Annotated in this window: 15 protein-coding genes; 5 read left to right on the top strand and 10 right to left on the bottom strand. The window is 51.0% G+C overall.

Annotation, left to right across the window (positions count from 1 at the left end; genetic code table 11):
* Positions 1 to 139: 139 nt before the first annotated feature.
* The 3 genes from NNN64_RS16740 to NNN64_RS16730 all read left to right on the top strand — a co-directional run bounded on the left by NNN64_RS16740 (position 140) and on the right by NNN64_RS16730 (position 3013).
* The gene (locus tag NNN64_RS16740; RefSeq protein WP_137382498.1) at positions 140 to 532 is read left to right on the top strand and encodes a DoxX family protein; all 393 of its coding nucleotides are present in this window, start codon (positions 140 to 142) and stop codon (positions 530 to 532) included.
* Positions 533 to 721: 189 nt separating this feature from the next.
* Positions 722 to 1708 carry a glutathione S-transferase family protein gene (locus NNN64_RS16735; RefSeq protein ID WP_271442081.1) on the top strand — a complete coding sequence of 329 codons (987 nt, stop codon included), beginning with the start codon at positions 722 to 724 and terminating at the stop codon, positions 1706 to 1708.
* Positions 1709 to 2647: 939 nt separating this feature from the next.
* A complete protein-coding gene (locus NNN64_RS16730) occupies positions 2648 to 3013 on the top strand; it encodes a DUF805 domain-containing protein (protein WP_271442080.1) in 366 nt (121 codons plus the stop codon).
* Positions 3014 to 3077: 64 nt separating this feature from the next.
* On the opposite strand, the gene yhaJ is transcribed toward NNN64_RS16730, so the two are convergent.
* Positions 3078 to 3974, bottom strand: a complete 897-nt coding sequence (yhaJ, locus tag NNN64_RS16725) for a DNA-binding transcriptional regulator YhaJ (RefSeq protein WP_271442079.1) — start codon at positions 3972 to 3974, stop codon at positions 3078 to 3080.
* Positions 3975 to 4078: 104 nt separating this feature from the next.
* Here yhaJ and NNN64_RS16720 point away from each other — a divergent pair, with 104 nt between their 5' ends.
* On the top strand, positions 4079 to 4780 hold the full coding sequence (locus NNN64_RS16720; RefSeq protein WP_271442078.1) for a pirin family protein: 702 nt from the start codon (positions 4079 to 4081) through the stop codon (positions 4778 to 4780).
* Positions 4781 to 4806: 26 nt separating this feature from the next.
* The gene (locus NNN64_RS16715; RefSeq protein ID WP_271442077.1) at positions 4807 to 4959 is read left to right on the top strand and encodes a hypothetical protein; all 153 of its coding nucleotides are present in this window, start codon (positions 4807 to 4809) and stop codon (positions 4957 to 4959) included.
* 130 nt (positions 4960 to 5089) lie between these two features.
* Here NNN64_RS16715 and NNN64_RS16710 read toward each other — a convergent pair whose 3' ends face one another.
* From NNN64_RS16710 to tdcA, 9 genes are all read right to left on the bottom strand, one after another.
* On the bottom strand, positions 5090 to 6400 hold the full coding sequence (locus NNN64_RS16710) for an L-cysteine desulfidase family protein (RefSeq protein ID WP_271442076.1): 1311 nt from the start codon (positions 6398 to 6400) through the stop codon (positions 5090 to 5092).
* Positions 6401 to 6424: 24 nt separating this feature from the next.
* A complete protein-coding gene (locus NNN64_RS16705) occupies positions 6425 to 7756 on the bottom strand; it encodes an amino acid permease (RefSeq protein WP_040230536.1) in 1332 nt (443 codons plus the stop codon).
* Between the two features lie 357 nt (positions 7757 to 8113).
* Positions 8114 to 9478: an L-serine ammonia-lyase gene (gene tdcG, locus NNN64_RS16700; protein ID WP_271442075.1), complete on the bottom strand. Its 1365-nt coding sequence runs from the start codon at positions 9476 to 9478 to the stop codon at positions 8114 to 8116.
* Positions 9479 to 9567: 89 nt separating this feature from the next.
* Positions 9568 to 9963 (bottom strand): enamine/imine deaminase, encoded by a 396-nt coding sequence (locus NNN64_RS16695; RefSeq protein ID WP_137382490.1) that lies wholly within the window; start codon positions 9961 to 9963, stop codon positions 9568 to 9570.
* Positions 9964 to 9976: 13 nt separating this feature from the next.
* The gene (pflB, locus tag NNN64_RS16690) at positions 9977 to 12271 is read right to left on the bottom strand and encodes a formate C-acetyltransferase (RefSeq protein WP_271442074.1); all 2295 of its coding nucleotides are present in this window, start codon (positions 12269 to 12271) and stop codon (positions 9977 to 9979) included.
* 28 nt (positions 12272 to 12299) lie between these two features.
* A complete protein-coding gene (tdcD, locus tag NNN64_RS16685) occupies positions 12300 to 13508 on the bottom strand; it encodes a propionate kinase (protein ID WP_271442073.1) in 1209 nt (402 codons plus the stop codon).
* 31 nt (positions 13509 to 13539) lie between these two features.
* Positions 13540 to 14871, bottom strand: a complete 1332-nt coding sequence (gene tdcC, locus NNN64_RS16680) for a threonine/serine transporter TdcC (protein WP_271442072.1) — start codon at positions 14869 to 14871, stop codon at positions 13540 to 13542.
* 22 nt (positions 14872 to 14893) lie between these two features.
* Positions 14894 to 15883 (bottom strand): bifunctional threonine ammonia-lyase/L-serine ammonia-lyase TdcB, encoded by a 990-nt coding sequence (tdcB, locus tag NNN64_RS16675; RefSeq protein ID WP_137382486.1) that lies wholly within the window; start codon positions 15881 to 15883, stop codon positions 14894 to 14896.
* A gap of 98 nt (positions 15884 to 15981) precedes the next feature.
* Complete coding sequence (tdcA, locus tag NNN64_RS16670) at positions 15982 to 16920, bottom strand: transcriptional regulator TdcA (protein ID WP_003828596.1); 939 nt, start codon at positions 16918 to 16920, stop codon at positions 15982 to 15984.
* Positions 16921 to 17048: the final 128 nt, after the last annotated feature.

Here is a 17048-nt window from a genome sequence, read left to right as displayed (position 1 = left end):
AAATTACTGACAGTTTTCCTTGCTAACAATTGTCATTCAGCACGTCTATGATTCTCTCCATCGACAGCAACGACGCGCTCTGCAGCGTTGATGCACAAAAGACAAAACAATCCGCCTGAGTGGTTTCCTGGAGAGTACGATGAAAAAATTAGAAGATGTTGGTGTACTGGTAGCGCGCATTCTGATGCCAATCCTGTTTATTACTGCAGGTTGGGGAAAGATCACCGGATATGCGGGTACCCAACAGTATATGGAAGCCATGGGCGTCCCTGGTTTTATGTTGCCGCTGGTTATTCTGCTTGAGTTCGGCGGCGGCCTGGCAATCCTGTTTGGTTTCCTGACCCGTACTACCGCGCTGTTCACCGCAGGCTTCACCCTGCTGACCGCGTTCATCTTCCACAGCAACTTTGCGGAAGGGATGAACTCTCTGATGTTCATGAAAAACCTGACCATCGCAGGCGGTTTCCTGCTGCTGGCCATCACGGGTCCAGGCGCATTCAGTATCGACCGTGTACTGAATAAAAAGTGGTAATCAAACTATACCCGTCATTCTTCAAGTTGCAGGTGTGTTGGCTTCACTCAGAAACCCCAGTCACATAGTTATCTATGCTCCTGGGCGTTTCTTCCCTTGCCGCCTTCCTGCAACTCGAATTATTTAGGGTATATACTTATTAAAAGACGAGGGGATTAACTCCTCGTTTTGCATTCCGGGAGAGAGATAATGGGACAACTGATTGACGGCGTCTGGCATGACACCTGGTACGATACCAAATCAACCGGTGGTAAATTTCAACGTTCTGCATCGGCTTTCCGTAGCTGGCTCACCGCGGATGGCACGCCTGGCCCAACTGGCGAAGGTGGTTTTGCCGCCGAAAAAGACCGCTATCATCTGTATGTTTCTCTGGCCTGCCCGTGGGCGCATCGCACGCTGATTATGCGTAAACTCAAAGGTCTGGAACCCTTCATTTCCGTTTCCGTAGTGAATCCGCTGATGCTGGAAAACGGCTGGACGTTTGATAACAACTTTCCGGCAGCAACAGGTGATACGCTTTATCAGCACGAGTTTCTCTATCAACTGTATTTACACGCCGATCCGCACTACAGCGGCCGGGTAACGGTTCCGGTGCTGTGGGATAAAAAAAATCACACCATCGTCAGCAACGAATCGGCAGAAATTATCCGCATGTTTAACACCGCGTTTGATGCGCTGGGCGCAAAAGCCGGGGATTACTATCCACCAGCCCTGCAAAGCAAAATTGACGATCTGAACAGTTGGATTTATGACAACGTCAATAATGGCGTTTATAAAGCTGGTTTTGCTACCAGCCAGGAAGCGTATGACAGCGCAGTCGAAAAAGTCTTTGAATCACTGGCGCGGCTGGAACAGATTCTCGGTCAGCATCGCTACCTGACTGGCGACCAGTTAACAGAGGCTGACATTCGCCTATGGACTACGCTGGTACGTTTTGATCCGGTGTATGTCACCCACTTCAAATGCGACAAGCATCGGATCAGTGACTATCTGAATCTGTACGGTTTTCTGCGTGATATCTACCAGATACCAGGCATTGCGGACACCGTCAATTTCGATCACATCCGCACTCACTATTTCCGCAGTCACAAGACCATTAACCCGACGGGTATTATTTCTATCGGTCCGTGGCAGGATCTCAACGAACCCCACGGGCGCGACGAGCGTTTCGCGTGATTTACACTGGTCCCCTTTTGGGCAATGCCATTCAGCTAAGCATTTATGGTGAACATGTGATTCTTGCTCAGGGTTCCGTTCACCTCAGCGGTGTCATTTCTCTGAAACGCCGTTACCCGTGAACGTGCAAGGGAGGCTCACCGCCGCCTCCCTTGCAACCCAGGCTCCCGGCGGGAAAATCGTCGCTGCGCGATTATTCGTCCCATCCCTGGGACTCACCCCTTACGGGGCCAGCGCAAGCGCTGTTCAAAATTGCTCCCGGCAATTTTGTCATTCGTCTTATGCCGTCTGCCTGTCGGGTCGGGGCCGAGCCTGCATCCCTGCAGGCCGTCCCCTCTGCCCGCATCCCTGCGGACAGACCCGGTCAGCCGTCAACGCCTCATCGATTTTCAGCCGGACATGGGTCATCGCTTCAACGCTCTGACTTCCAGTAAAATCTGTTTTGCTGTTCAGATATATTCAAATAAAAATACAGATGGTCAGGTGTGGCTGGTCCGGCTGAAAATTGCCGACGTGTTTCCGTAAGGCCGGGAGAACCCGCAGGGATGCGGGTTCAGGGCGCGCTTTGCAAGGACGCTTCATCGCGCCCGGCCCGAAAGCCTGAAGGAATAAGCGGAGGGAACCACGAAGTGGCAATTTTCCGTGCCGGGAGCCGGGATTGTAAAGGGCGTGGCGGAGAACGCCCTTTACACGTTCACAGGAATCGATGTCTCAGAGAAACGATGAACATAAGGTGAACGGAACCCTTTCTCTGAGAGCGCATATTCATAACTTCTACCACACAGGCGATAGTTTCTGAAACTAAGGCGTTCACAGATAAATATTACCCATCAGCGGGCCAAATAATTAATACCGTAAATATTTACCATCATTTCATTCGCAGCTATTCTTAATTTGATTGCTTTAAAAACAAGTAATTGAACGCAGAACGAGGCGAAAATGGATTGGTATTTAAACGTATTAAAGAACTACTTTGGTTTTGGTGGTCGTGCACGGCGCAAAGAGTACTGGATGTTTATTTTGGTCAACATCATCTTTACGTTTGTGCTGAGCGTGTTAGACAGGATGTTTGGCTGGCAACGTGCCGGGGGAGAAGGCGTATTAACAACGATTTATGCAATTCTGGTTTTTATACCGTGGTGGGCTGTTCAGTTTCGGCGTTTGCATGACACCGACCGTTCGGCATGGTGGCTGTTAGTATTACTGATCCCCATCATTGGCTGGTTGGTCATCATCCTTTTCAACTGCCAAAACGGCACGCCGGGTAGCAACCGCTTCGGCACTGACCCTAAACAGCTGTCCTGACGTCATACATCCTTTTGTAGGCCGGATAAGGTGCAATTGCACCGCATCCGGCGTAACAGTCAGGCTATTTACCCGCAAACAGTTTCGGGATTTCCCGCAAACACCAGGACTTCGCTTCGCCCATACTGTCCCGACGCCAGGCCATAATGATATCTATTTCATTTGTCGATTCCGGGCTAACCACACGCAGCCGGCCTGCGGCAATATCCTCTTCGACCAACGGATACGGCATGGTCGCTACACCCAGCCCGGCTAACAGCGCTTGACGCTTATCTTCAATAGTACTGACCGTCAGACGCGGTTGTTTATCCAGAAGCTGAACGGTCAACACCGGACGCTCACGGGCTGTATCCGCCACCGCTATTCCCCGGTATTTCACACGGGTGACTTCAGACAACGGTTCCGGCTCCTGGTGGATCGGGTGATCCGGTGCCGCCACATAGACGTTCATCAGCGAGTACAGTTTGCGCGAGTTAATTTCTGATGATGAGCGGAAATGCATATCCGGCGCGATCACGATGTCCGCTCTGCCCTGCTCCAGACGCTCCCACGCCCCGGCCAACACTTCAGTGATGACGGAAAGCTGCGTGTTCGCCTTTCCGGCAAGGCGGTCGATAAGCGGGAAGAATGCCGCCGTTGGCACCAACGCTTCGGTGACAATCGTCAGATGCGTTTCCCAACCACGGGCCAGCGCTTCAGCATCGGTCGTCAGCTTATCGGCAGCCTCCAGCAACACGCGGCCACGTTCAAGCAGCATACGCCCGACGTTGGTAAATTTTGTGCGGTGACCAGAGCGGTCAAACAGCACAACATCCAGCTCTTCTTCCAGTTTCTGCATGGTGTAGCTGAGGGCGGAAGGTACGCGTCCCAGTTCATCTGCCGCGGCGGCGAAGCTGCCGCGCCTGTCTATTGCGTCCATGACGCGTAACGCTTCAAGCGTTAAAGCCCGTTCTTTGGCCATTTCGTTCTCATTCAGGAAATTTGAACATACCGGGCAGAATATCTGGCTAACAATGCAGCGTCTAGCCATTTAACATAAAAGGAAGTAAAGAGAGGTCAAGAACTATGATTACTACCCGTACAGCCAAACAATGCGGGCAAGCAGACTACGGCTGGCTGCAGGCCCGTTATACCTTCTCCTTTGGACACTATTTTGATCCTAAACTGCTGGGTTATGCCTCGCTGCGTGTTCTGAACCAGGAAGTTCTGGCACCGGGGGCCTCTTTCCAGCCTCGTACCTATCCAAAGGTTGATATCGTCAATCTGATCCTCGAAGGGGAAGCAGAGTATCGCGACAGCGAAGGTAACCATATTCAGGCCAAAGCCGGAGAGGTGTTACTGCTCGCTACGCAACCTGGGATCAGCTACAGCGAACACAATATCAGCAAAGATAAACCCCTGACCAGAATGCAGCTATGGCTGGACGCCTGCCCGCAGCGAGAAAATTCCTGCGTGCAAAAAGCGACGCTGAATGCCGGCAAGCATCAACTGCTTGCTTCACCTGACGGTGAGCAGGGCAGCCTGCATCTTCGCCAGCAGGTCTGGGTACATCATGTTGAGCTGCAAAAAGGTGAATCACTGAGTTTTCAATTGCATGGGCATCGCGCGTATTTGCAGTCGATCCATGGCACGTTCCACGCGGTCACTTCAGGTGCTGAAAAAGAGGCGCTTACCTGCGGTGATGGCGCATTTATTCGTGATGAAACTAACATAACGTTAGTTGCCGATACCCCATTGCGCGCTTTGCTGATAGATTTGCCCGTATAGTCATTAGAATCAAGGGAGTACGACTATTGAGCAAGAAGTCATCAAAAAAACGCCAGCCGCGGGTTGAGGCCAAAAAACAGGAAAGCGTCGTCTTTGGCTACGAGGAGATGCTAACGGAACTGGAAGCAATCGTTGCTGATGCCGAGCTACGGCTGGAAGAAGAAGAAGCCGCTCTCTGACAGGTAATCGTAGGTCAGACAGCGGCCTGCCGGATGGCGACGCTAATGCGTCTTATCCGGCCTACGGTTTTGTAACGATGCGCCCCCGCAGGCCGGAAATCTGCGCGCCATCAGGCAGTCAGTCGCCAGATTAATGTGCTTTGCTGGCCATAATCTCAATGATCTGCTTGTCGGTCTCCTGCATTGAACGACACGCCAGCGCACACAAGTTAGAGATAGATTGCTCTACGTTATGCGCCACAATACCTTCATTCCCCGTCACTGCGGTATCGTCCAGCGCCATGAGTACCGCTTTCCAGGCTGCTGACGCACTGGTAGAGACTTTCATTGCGCAGCTGTTCGAGGCGCCATCGCAAATCATCCCACTCACATCGCCAATCATGCTGCTAATAGCCATAGCGATAGTGCCGTAACGACCATCCACCACCCATGCCATACCTGCCGCGGCGCCCATTGCTGCGGTCGTTGCCGCACACAGCGCAGACAAACGCGGAAGCTGATGATGGATGTAGATAGCACTCAGGTGAGATAACATCAGCGCACGAGCCAGTTTCTCTTCATCGGCCCCAAAGTGTTCAGCCACCACCATCACCGGAACAGTGGCAGTAATACCCTGATTGCCGGAACCGGAATTACTCATTGCGGGCAACGTCGCCCCGCCCATTCGCGCATCCGATGCCGCGCTGGTACGAATAAGAATGGCGGTTGAGAGATCGTTAGCCAGCAGACCACGTGCGCACTGTTTCTCAAGCGTGGTGCCGATATGCAAGCCCCAGCTACCGCTTAATCCTTCCTGAGACAACGCGCCGTTCAGTTTTGCCGCATCAAGAATAAAGCGAATAGCGTCAAACGGCACAACATTCACAAATGCCACGATCTCTTCCAGCGACGTGTGGGATAGCACTGCTAGCGGGGATTCCTGCTCATCAGCCTGAACCTGCTCAGGCTGAGTAAACACCACGCCTTTGTTGGTCTCGATATGCACAATGTTGGTATGGCCGCCGACAATCGTCACGCACGCCCAACCTTCCGAGCTGTATACCTTAGCGCGGGAAAAGAGGATATCCTCGCAAGGCTCCTGCAGCATCACCGCCACCTTCCCGGCGGTCAGCATCGCTTTCGCATCGGCAATCGCTTGTGGCGACGCGTCTTTCAATACTTCTAACCCAGCCCCGGCATTTCCCCCCAAAGCGCCCAGCGCAGCCGCAACGGGAAGACCAACCATCCCGGTACCCGGCACGGTAACGCCCATGCCGTTCTTCATCAGGTTTGGTGAGACCCACGCATCAATGCGTTCCACCGCGCCGTCCAGCTCAGCAGAAGCGACGGCTGCCGCCAGAGCCAGAGAGATAGGTTCAGTACAACCCAGCGCAGGTTTCACTTCTTCCTGCACCGCGCGAATAAAACTATCCCATAATGGATTCAATGTAGTCTCAAACATAACAACAACCCTTGCTCAGATAACTCAGGAAAATGCCAGGAACGGAGAAACGCACAACAACAGGCCAGTGACGATAATCAGGTACAGAGAGGCGCCTTTGTATTTGTGCAATGCAGGAACTTTGTAGACCAGCCAGGCCGGGATCAAGCAACCCACCATGCCGAAAATTGGGCTACAAATAGAGGTGAAGCTCAGTACTGGCGCATTGAGCACAATCGCACTCCAGGCCAGTAAGATAGCGAAGACCATAATGCCGCGTTGAACCAGAGTTTCGTTGATCTTCTCGGCTGGCATTTTGCGGCGCAGCACATTCATCACGATCCCCTGAGTGGCTTCTCGAAAGCCCAGGTAAACACCGAAGAAGGCGGTCATCACGGCGAAAATGTTCAGGATAACGCTGACGATTTTTACCCAACCTGCACCATCACCACTGATAAACTGTGCGGCAATCGCCAGAGCGGAAATATTCTGCTCATAGGCTTTAACCGCTTCGTCGTGGCCCATCGCCAGCGTGAAGGAAACGGCGTAGAAAAAGACGGTGACAAACAGAATACCGAACGCGATGTTCATAGCACGCAGAGCTTTATGGCGTGCCACCTCAATCGACTTCTCACGAGAGCGGTACGAAATAACCATCGGGCTTAGCGTCTGAATAAACAGAATTGAAGTCAGAGTAAACGGCAGCGTGATAATTGCGTTTTTGATCAGCAGCGCCATCGGCGGCAGTGAGCCAGCGTTATACAAATGCCACATCCCCACCATCGAAACACCAAGTGCGGCCACTACCAGCAGCTTGGTCAGTACCATACCGGTAGAGATTTTAAACAGCAGTTTTTCGCCTCGTGACGAGATGGCAACGAGGATGCAAATCAGCACCAGTCCATAGAACGGGCTGTCAGACAGCAACCCTTCAGTGACGCCAAACGTGTGCAGATAAGAGGCGCTATCGTTAGTGATAGCCGTGGAGTAAACGAACATCCAGATAACCAGCATCACAAAATATAATGCACCTAACAGGATGCCCCAGTTTTTACCCAAATAGCCGCTGATTACGCTCGGGTAGTCTTTGCATTCCGGGGATTCCGCCAGCGTGTTGATAAACAGGCGTTGGAATAAATACATCGCAGGATAGCCGATAATCGAGGAGAGCAAGAAAACCCACAGCCCCATCAGCCCTACCTGGACGGGAAGGAAAACAATCCCCGCACCAATTGCCATACCAATACTCATAATGACCCAGCCCGTGTCCGTGCTGTCGAACTTAATGGCTTCCCGCCATTCACTTTCGGTCATTCCCGCCCGACGCGCAGGCGCTGATGCGTCGAGTATTACGCTACTATTCGTTGCCGTTTCCATAATTTCCCGCTTAATGTGTAGGTAGAGGTTTTTTTTATTTTATCGCACTGCTTCAAGGCGATACGCAGTACATGAGATGCAGGCAAGCTATTAGAATGAAGAAATCATACGCGCAGGGTTAGAGAAAAACTTCACAAACAAGCCCCTGTAATTGCTGATAGTTAAGAAATATTTTCTCTTTTAAACTCACATAAAGAATGTAATTTCTAATTTTGAAGCCGATCACAACAAAAAAGGTGCACTAAAGTGCACCTTTTTTATTCTGCTATGTTGATTAATTCATTCACTGCCGGATAGCGGCGCTTGCGCCTTATCCGGCCTACAAAAGCGTGCAAACCGTAATCACGGCCATTAACCTCAGGTACAAACCACTTTAATTGCCAGGCCTCCACGTGAGGTTTCACGGTATTTGTCGTTCATGTCTTTGCCCGTCTCGTACATGGTCTCGATCACTTTATCGAGTGACACGCGTGGCTCGGACGTCCGGCGTAACGCCATTCGTGCGGCGTTGACGGCTTTTACCGCGTTGATCGCATTACGCTCAATGCACGGTATCTGCACTTGTCCGGCCACCGGGTCACAGGTAAGGCCAAGGTTATGCTCCATCGCGATCTCAGCCGCAATACAGACCTGCGCAGGGCTACCACCAAGCAATTCCGTCAGCCCGGCCGCCGCCATTGAGCAGGCCACACCAATTTCACCCTGACAGCCGACTTCGGCACCAGAAATCGAGGCATTCATCTTATACAGTGCGCCTATCGCCCCGGCAGCCAGTAAATAGCGGGCGATGGAGTTGGCATTCACCGGACGGCGGAACTTGTCGTAATAAGCCAGGACGGCAGGGATAATCCCGCATGCGCCATTGGTCGGTGCGGTCACAACCCGACACCCGGCGGCGTTTTCTTCGCTCACGGCCAGAGCGAACATGTTGATCCAGTCAATGACGTTCATCGGATCGCTGGACAAGTTATCGCTGGAGACCAGCAACCGACGCAGTGCCACGGCGCGGCGCGGAACGTTAAGCGGGCCAGGCAGGACGCCTTCGGTGTTCATGCCGCGCTCAATCCCGGCGTGCATGACGTCCCAGATGGCGGCAAAGCCAGCATCAATTTCTTCTTTGCTGCGCATCGCCAGTTCGTTTTGCATCATCAGGCCGGAGACCGACAGCCCGTTACGCTCGCACAGTTTCAGCAGTTCACTGGCGGAATGAAAATTGTAGGGCACATGTGCTTCAACATCATGCGCCTGACCAAATTGCTCCTCTTCAACGATAAAACCACCGCCGACGGAGTAATAGGTTTTGCTTAATAGTGTCTCGGTGTCGTTCCACGCGGTGATACGCATGCCATTCTCATGGCGCGGCAGCGTTTCGGTATGAAAGAGAATATTTTCGTCTGGGGAGAAATCGACAACATGTGTGCCCTCGGCAACCGGTAAACGCCCGGTACGGGCTACTTCCTGTGTAAAACCAGCGATTGAATCTATGTTAACGTTTTGCGGACTGTTACCTGCCAGTCCCATCATGATGGCGACATCTGTCGCATGACCTTTTCCGGTCAGGGAAAGCGATCCATAAAGATCGACCACAATATGCGTAGCTTTGGGGAGTTCCCCGCTGCTGGCCAACAGATCGATAAAGCTTTTACCTGCGTTCATTGGCCCCACGGTATGGGAGCTGGAAGGTCCAATGCCAATCTTAAAAATATCGAATGCGCTAATCATATCCACACCCTCGGATTGCCGTTCAGTGAAGACCAGGTTTCACACTCATTAAAGGATCGGGGCGATCCGCACGACCGCCCCGCAGGGGATTACACCGTGTCGCCACGTACGGCGATGGCTTCGATCTCCAGCTTCACATCCTTCGGTAAGCGGGCGACCTGCACGCAACTGCGCGTGGGGTAGATAGCCTTGTGCTCATCAAAGAACTGCTGGTACACCTGGTTAATGGTGGCGAAGTCATTCAGGTCAGCAACGAAAACGGTGGTTTTCACGATGTCGCTCACTTTCAAACCGGCGGACTCGACAATCGCTTTCACGTTTTCCAGACTCTGACGCGCCTGATCGACCACGTTGTCAGCCACGTCACCGGTCTGTGGGCATACCGGGATTTGACCCGACGTGAACACCATGCTGCCCAGATCCACACCTTGTACGTAAGGACCAATGGCTCCTGGCGCACATTCAGTTGCAATAACTTTTCTCATAGCCCCTCCGGCGTTAAAGCGCCTGGGTGAAAGTACGGGAAATGACATCCTGCTGCTGTTCACGGGTCAACGCATTGAAGCGCACCGCATAACCAGACACACGGATCGTCAGGTTCGGATAGTTTTCCGGGTGCTCAATCGCATCCATCAACATTTCACGATTCATGACGTTAACGTTCAGATGCTGCCCACCTTCCACATGCGCTTCATGATGGAAGTATCCGTCCAGCAGACCAACCAGGTTGGTTTTACGCACGCCATCCTCTTTGCCCAGCGCTGCCGGCACAATGGAGAAGGTGTACGAGATACCGTCTTTGGCATAGGTAAATGGCAGCTTGGCAACAGACGTTAATGACGCGACAGCCCCTTTACGATCGCGGCCGTGCATCGGGTTCGCCCCTGGTGCAAACGGCGTGCCCGCGCGACGTCCATCCGGCGTGTTACCGGTTTTCTGTCCATACACCACGTTGGAGGTGATGGTCAGAATGGACTGCGTCGGCACCGCGTTACGATAGGTTGGCAACACTTTAATTTTCTTCATAAAGCGTTCAACCAGGTCGCAGGCAATGCTGTCTACGCGCTCATCGTTGTTACCGTATTGCGGATAGTCGCCTTCAATTTCGAAATCGACAGCCAGACCATTTTCATCACGAATTGGTTTCACTCGTGCGTACTTAATCGCTGACAGAGAATCCGCCGCTACGGAGAGGCCCGCCATACCACACGCCATCGTGCGATAGACGTCACGATCGTGCAGCGCCATCAGCGACGCTTCGTAGCTGTACTTGTCGTGCATGTAGTGGATGATGTTCAGTGCACTGATGTACTGTACGGCCAGCCAGTCCATAAAGTGGTCCAGGCTCTCCATCACCGTGTCGTAATCCAGCACATCATCCATCAGTGGCGCGGTTTTCGGTCCGACCTGGATTTTCAGTTTCTCATCCACACCGCCGTTGATTGCGTACAGCAACGTTTTGGCGAGGTTGGCACGTGCGCCGAAGAACTGCATTTGTTTGCCGATAACCATCGGGCTAACGCAACAGGCAATGGCATAGTCATCGCTGTCAAAGTCTGCACGCATCAGGTCGTCGTTTTCATACTGTAAAGACGAGGTGATGATAGACACCTGGGCGGCATATTTTTTGAAAGCAATCGGTAGCTGCTCAGACCACAGCACCGTCAGGTTCGGCTCAGGTGCCGGTCCCATGGTGTGCAGCGTATGCAGGTAGCGGAACGAGTTTTTCGTCACCAGCGTGCGACCATCCAGCCCCATCCCACCGATAACTTCGGTCGCCCAAATAGGGTCACCAGAGAACAGAGTGTCGAATTCCGGCGTACGCAGGAAGCGCACCATACGGATCTTCATGATGAAGTGGTCGATCAGTTCCTGCGCCTGCTGCTCGGTTAAGGTACCTGCTTTAAAGTCACGCTCAATGTAGATATCGAGGAACGATGCGGTACGGCCCAGCGACATAGCGCCGCCATTCTGAGATTTCACCGCAGCCAGGTAAGCAAAGTACACCCACTGTACCGCTTCCTGCGCATTACGCGCCGGACGGGAGATATCGCAGCCGTATTTCGCCGCCATTTCCTGCATTTGCAGCAGGGCACGACGGTGCTCAGACAACTCTTCACGCAGGCGAATCGTGGCTTCAAGATTCTGCCCCCACTCCAGGTTCGACTGAAGATCGGCAAATTGCAGTTCACGTTCACGCACCAGGTAGCGAATACCGTACAGCGCCACGCGGCGGTAGTCACCGATAATGCGGCCACGACCATAGCCATCCGGCAGACCAGTCAGTACGCCGGATTTACGGCAGCGCAACATATCCGGAGAGTAGGCATCGAACACACCCTGATTATGGGTTTTACGCAGTTCTGTAAACTGATATTCAAAATCAGCGTCCATCTCACGACCATAAGCATCAAAAGAGCTTTTGATCATGTTGATGCCGCCAAACGGATGCAGAGCGCGCTTGAGCGGCTTATCCGTTTGCAGACCGACAATCTTTTCCAGTTCTTGTTCAATATACCCGGCATCGTGTGCGGTAATTGTCGTTGCAATATTGGTATCGAAATCAACCGGCGCGTGCGTCGAGTTTTCAATACGAATACCCGCCATCACCTTTTCCCACAGTGCAGTGGTCGCAGGCGTTGCTTCGGCGAGGAAAGATTCATCCCCTTCATAAGGCGTATAGTTGTGCTGAATAAAATCACGGACATTAATTTCTTCTTTCCAGTCCGTACCTTTAAAGCCGTTCCAGGCTTCGGCATACAGCATATCGCTGGTATCGATATTTACCTTCATGAAAAATAATCTCTCTGCTGAAAATTAATTATGCAAATTCTACTGGTGTATTAATTTTGCCCAACGCAATGGCATCACGTGCAATCATTTTCTCTTCATTTGTGGGAATTACCGCACAAATAACACGAGCATCTTTATTAGAGATAATTCTTTCGCCATGGGAATTTGGCAGGCTATTCATCTCGCTGTCGATATTCACCCCTAAAACCGCGAGGTGTTCAATCACCAGGCGGCGAATTAATACTGAATTCTCACCAATTCCACCGGTGAAAATAATCCCATCAAGACGATGCAACGATGCAGCATGTCCGGCGATATGACGCGCAATACGATGCACAAACGTTTTAATCGCCAGTTGTGCGCGTTCGTGTCCCTCGTGCCAGGCTTTTTCCAGCGTACGTAAGTCGGACGACAAACCGGAAATACCCAACAGACCAGATTCCTTATTCACTACGCGTTCCAGGTCGCTTAGCGTCTGGTTGGTTTCACTGGCGATCCACGCCATCGCACCGAAGTCCACATCACCGCTGCGAGTCCCCATCATCAGGCCTTCCAGCGGTGTCATCCCCATCGAGGTATCCACGCTCTGCCCATTACGAACCGCACAGATTGACGCCCCGTTCCCGAGGTGAGCCACAACCAGCCCAGAATCATCATGCGGTAGCTCAAGCAGCTCATGCGCTCGTTGAGAAACATAGCGGTGCGACGTGCCGTGGAAGCCATAACGACGAACACCCAGCTCCTCAAAATATTTCCACGGTAAACCGTACATATACGCTTCAGGCGCCATTGTCTGGTGGAAGCTGGTATCAAATACCGCGACCTGCTGCACGCCTGGGAAAAGGTGCTGCGCGGACTCGATCCCACTCAGGTTCGCATAATTATGTAACGGTGCTAAAGGAGAGACCCGGCGAATATTCTCGATAACTTCATCAGTAATAATTGCCGATTCAGTAAAGATACTTCCGCCGTGGGCAATACGGTGGCCAATTAAGGCCACGCTGCCCATCAAATTACGGTTCTCCAGTTCAACGGCAATAGCCTTTAATGCATCTTCGTAGCTGTGGTGAGCCAGCTTAGCTGGCTCACCTCCATTAATTGCTATGAACGCATTTTCTGAGTTAATACCGTCTGCAATTCCCGCCATTAAAACGTCGCAGTTTGCTGCATCCAGCACTGAGAATTTAATGGAAGATGAACCGCAGTTAATAACCAGTACTACCGGAAACTCATTCATTTCACTACTCCGCTCATCCTGAGCTTATGGATTAAAACAGTTTGTAAACGATGTTCAGGATGGTCAGCAAACCAATCACGGTAACAAACACGTTATCCAGACGACCACGGTATTTCGCCAGTGACGGCGCTTTACGGATGGCATACATCGGCAGCAAGCAGAGCAGTGAGGCGATAATTGGCGCACCCATCGCTTCAATCAGGTCCAGAATGTTCGGGTTGGCGTAAGCCACAACCCAGGTGGAACCCATGATGAAGATCATGCTGATAGTGTTGAGTTTACCGGCGGAAACTTTCGTTTTATCGCCTTTGTAACCAAACTTCAGCACCAGACCGTTCAGACCTTCCAGCGTGCCCAGATAGTGGCCGAAGAAAGATTTGAAGATAGCAACCAGTGCGATGATTGAAGCACCGTATTCCAGAACGGTCGCGAAGGTGGACTTCGTCCCGGACAGTGAAGCGAAGTGGTTCGCCAGATAAGACAGTACTGGAATGTTCTGCGCTTTCGCATCCGCCATGTTTGCCGGAGAGAGTGTGAACAGGCAGCTAAAGGCGAAGAACATTACCACCGCAACCATCAGCATACTGGCGCGGGAGATGATTTTAGAACACTTCTGCTCGGTAAATTCGCGGCCAAAATCTTTCTCATACTCTTCGCGTTTAGAGACCACAAAAGAAGAAACAATCGGCGAAAAGTTGAAAGAGAACACCATGATGGAAATACCCAGCCACACGGTAACCAGGATGCCGTCATGACCTGTCAGCGCGATATTGCTGAGATCAACCTGCTGGATAACCGCAGAGTTCCAGTAAGGAATCAGGGACAGAGAGATAAGCACCAGGCTGGCAATAAACGGCCACACCAGGTAGCTCATAACTTTAACCATCAGGTCCTTACCAAACCAGATGACGAATGCCATCAGCAGCAGCAGGAACAGGGCGACAAAGCCGCGGTTCAGCGCAGGCATCTGCAACTGGTTTTCCCAGAAGGTCATAAAGGTGTTGGTAATGGTGACGCCGTAAATCCACAGCAGCGGACAAATCGCAAAGAAGTAGAGGAACGTGATAACCACACCGCCCGTTTTACCAAAGTGCTCTTCAACCGTTTCTGTGATGTTGCCGGAAGGATTAGAACCGGAAAGACACAGGCGTGCCAGGGCACGGTGGCAATAGAAAGCGATGGGGTATGCTAACACCAGCATCAACAGAATGGGGATCAAGCCGCCAAAACCTGCGCGGATAGGGAAGAACAACACCCCGGCGCCGATGGCTGTACCAAATAAACCCAGTGTCCAGGTGGTGTCCGATTTGCGCCAGGACGATTGTTTTGTCTGGCTGGATACAATGCTATCAGTAGTACTCATATCCTATCCTCAACGAAGTATATTAAGCGTCAACTAAACCAGTAATTTGGGATACACGAGAAAGATCGATATTACCGCCAGAAATAATGCTGACTGTTTTTCTGTTCTGGATATAGCTATCTAATTTCCCGCTTAATAATGCTGCGCATGCCAGCGCGCCGGCACCTTCAGTCACAACTTTATTTCGCTGAATTAATGCCACCATGCTGTTGCGAATTTCATCTTCGCTGACCAGGACAATGTCATCTACCAACTCACGAACGATTTCATACGTTAAAGTACCCGGGCGAGAGACGTCACAACCATCCGCCAGGGTGCCGGTCGTTCGGTGCGTGGTTATTTCTCCAGCGTGGAAAGATGCCGCCATGCCGTGAACGTTTTCAGACTGCACACCAATAATTCTAATTGTTGGGTTGATAGATTTAATTGCTACGGCAATACCCGCAATCAGTCCGCCACCGCCAATTGGCACAATCACGTTATCGACATCGTATAAATCTTCCAGAATTTCCAGACCAATAGTGCCCTGACCAGCAATAACTTTCGGGTCATCATATGGCGGAATAAAGATACGGCCTTCAGTTTCTACAATCTCGCTGACCTTCGCGATAGTGTCGTTGAAGTTATCGCCGTGCAGCACAACTTCTGCGGAGTAATCGCAGGTTGCCGCTACTTTAGATTTCGGCGCGCCTTTTGGCATCACCACTTTGCCGTCGATACCGAGCATAGCGCAGGAGAGAGAAACGCCCTGCGCATGGTTACCCGCAGAACACGCCACCACACCTTTACGTCTTTCGGCTTCGGTTAATGAACTGAGCTTATTAAAAGCACCACGGATTTTAAATGAGCCGGTACGCTGCATGTTTTCGAATTTGAGGAAAATTTCCCCTTTGCAACGTTCACTAAAATAGTTAGAGCGAGGCATTCCCGTTTTATAAATTTTCCCCGCCAGTCTTTTTTTCGCTTCGAGGATATCTTCAATTGCAACTGGGAGATCGTATGTAATGTGCATTAGAACCTCTTACTAGGGTATTAAAGTAAATAGATAGCCGTGACCATTGTCAGATATAGACAGATGGCGTTTATTTTGTGTTAAAACAAATTCAATCTTTAATCAATTTCAATTAATTGCCTTCGTCTCCGACAATTATATGATGAATATTCTTTGGCTAATTCCACCAAAATAGATGCTGCTTTTTTAATTCGATAATTTTTCGACCATACGGCGGCATAACGCGCGACAGGTAAGGTTTCTTCTACTGGGATAGTAATAAACTGGTTTGAGCCAAACGGTGTGGTCATATCGCAGGGAATTACTGTTAAGAAATCAGCATTGAGAACAAGATTATAAATCGTAACGACAGAGTCTGTTTTAACGATGTTTTCACTGCTGATGCCATTATTTTGTAACGTGGTAAGAAGTTCGCTGTAGTACCCCATATTCGTTTGTGGCAACACCCACTGTTCGTTTTTCAACGCGCTCAGCGAGGTGATGCCGGTGCATGTTCGGGACTTGCTGGCAACCAGGATGAAGTCTGACTCAAAGAGCGGCTCGACGTGCAGATCGTGCAGTTTCATCTCATCACTTAGCGTACCGATGGCGAAGTCCAGACGCCCGTCACGAATCGCCGGTAAGAAGGAGGAGAGCTGAGCTTCATACATAGAAACCTGCGCTTTCGGGAACACTTCTTTGAATTTTTTAATCATGCCGGACATGATGGTAAAGGCAATCAGTGAAGGAAAGCCAAACGACACATCAACGACCGCGTTGCTGGTCATGCTGTTCATCTCATCAACCATATTTTTCATTTCGCGGGTAATGGATTCAGACCATGAAAGCATCACCTGACCTGCCTGGGTCAGCGTCACACCGGTATTTTTACGTACGACTAACTCAATGCCAAAATAAGCCTCAACATCGTTAATGATTTTGCTGACAGCGGGTTGAGTTAAACCTAATTCTTTTGCAGCCGAGCCGATAGAACCACTTCTAATGACTTCCTGAAAGACCACTAAATGCTGTGTTTTAGGGAGAGTAATAGTATTCATATCGACCTGCGTTAATTACTTTGTTGACGGCAGGAAGTGTACCAAATTAAGCAATCGAGGATATGTGCGACCACTCACAAATCCCCTTCACTTACATTTTGTAAGATTATTATGAAACAATAAAACAC

The organism is Citrobacter sp. Igbk 14 (assembly GCF_028069825.1).
In the GTDB taxonomy this organism is placed as follows: domain Bacteria; phylum Pseudomonadota; class Gammaproteobacteria; order Enterobacterales; family Enterobacteriaceae; genus Citrobacter.
Note: the sequence above shows the minus strand (reverse complement) of the source record. Positions and strands in the feature narration are given on the sequence as shown.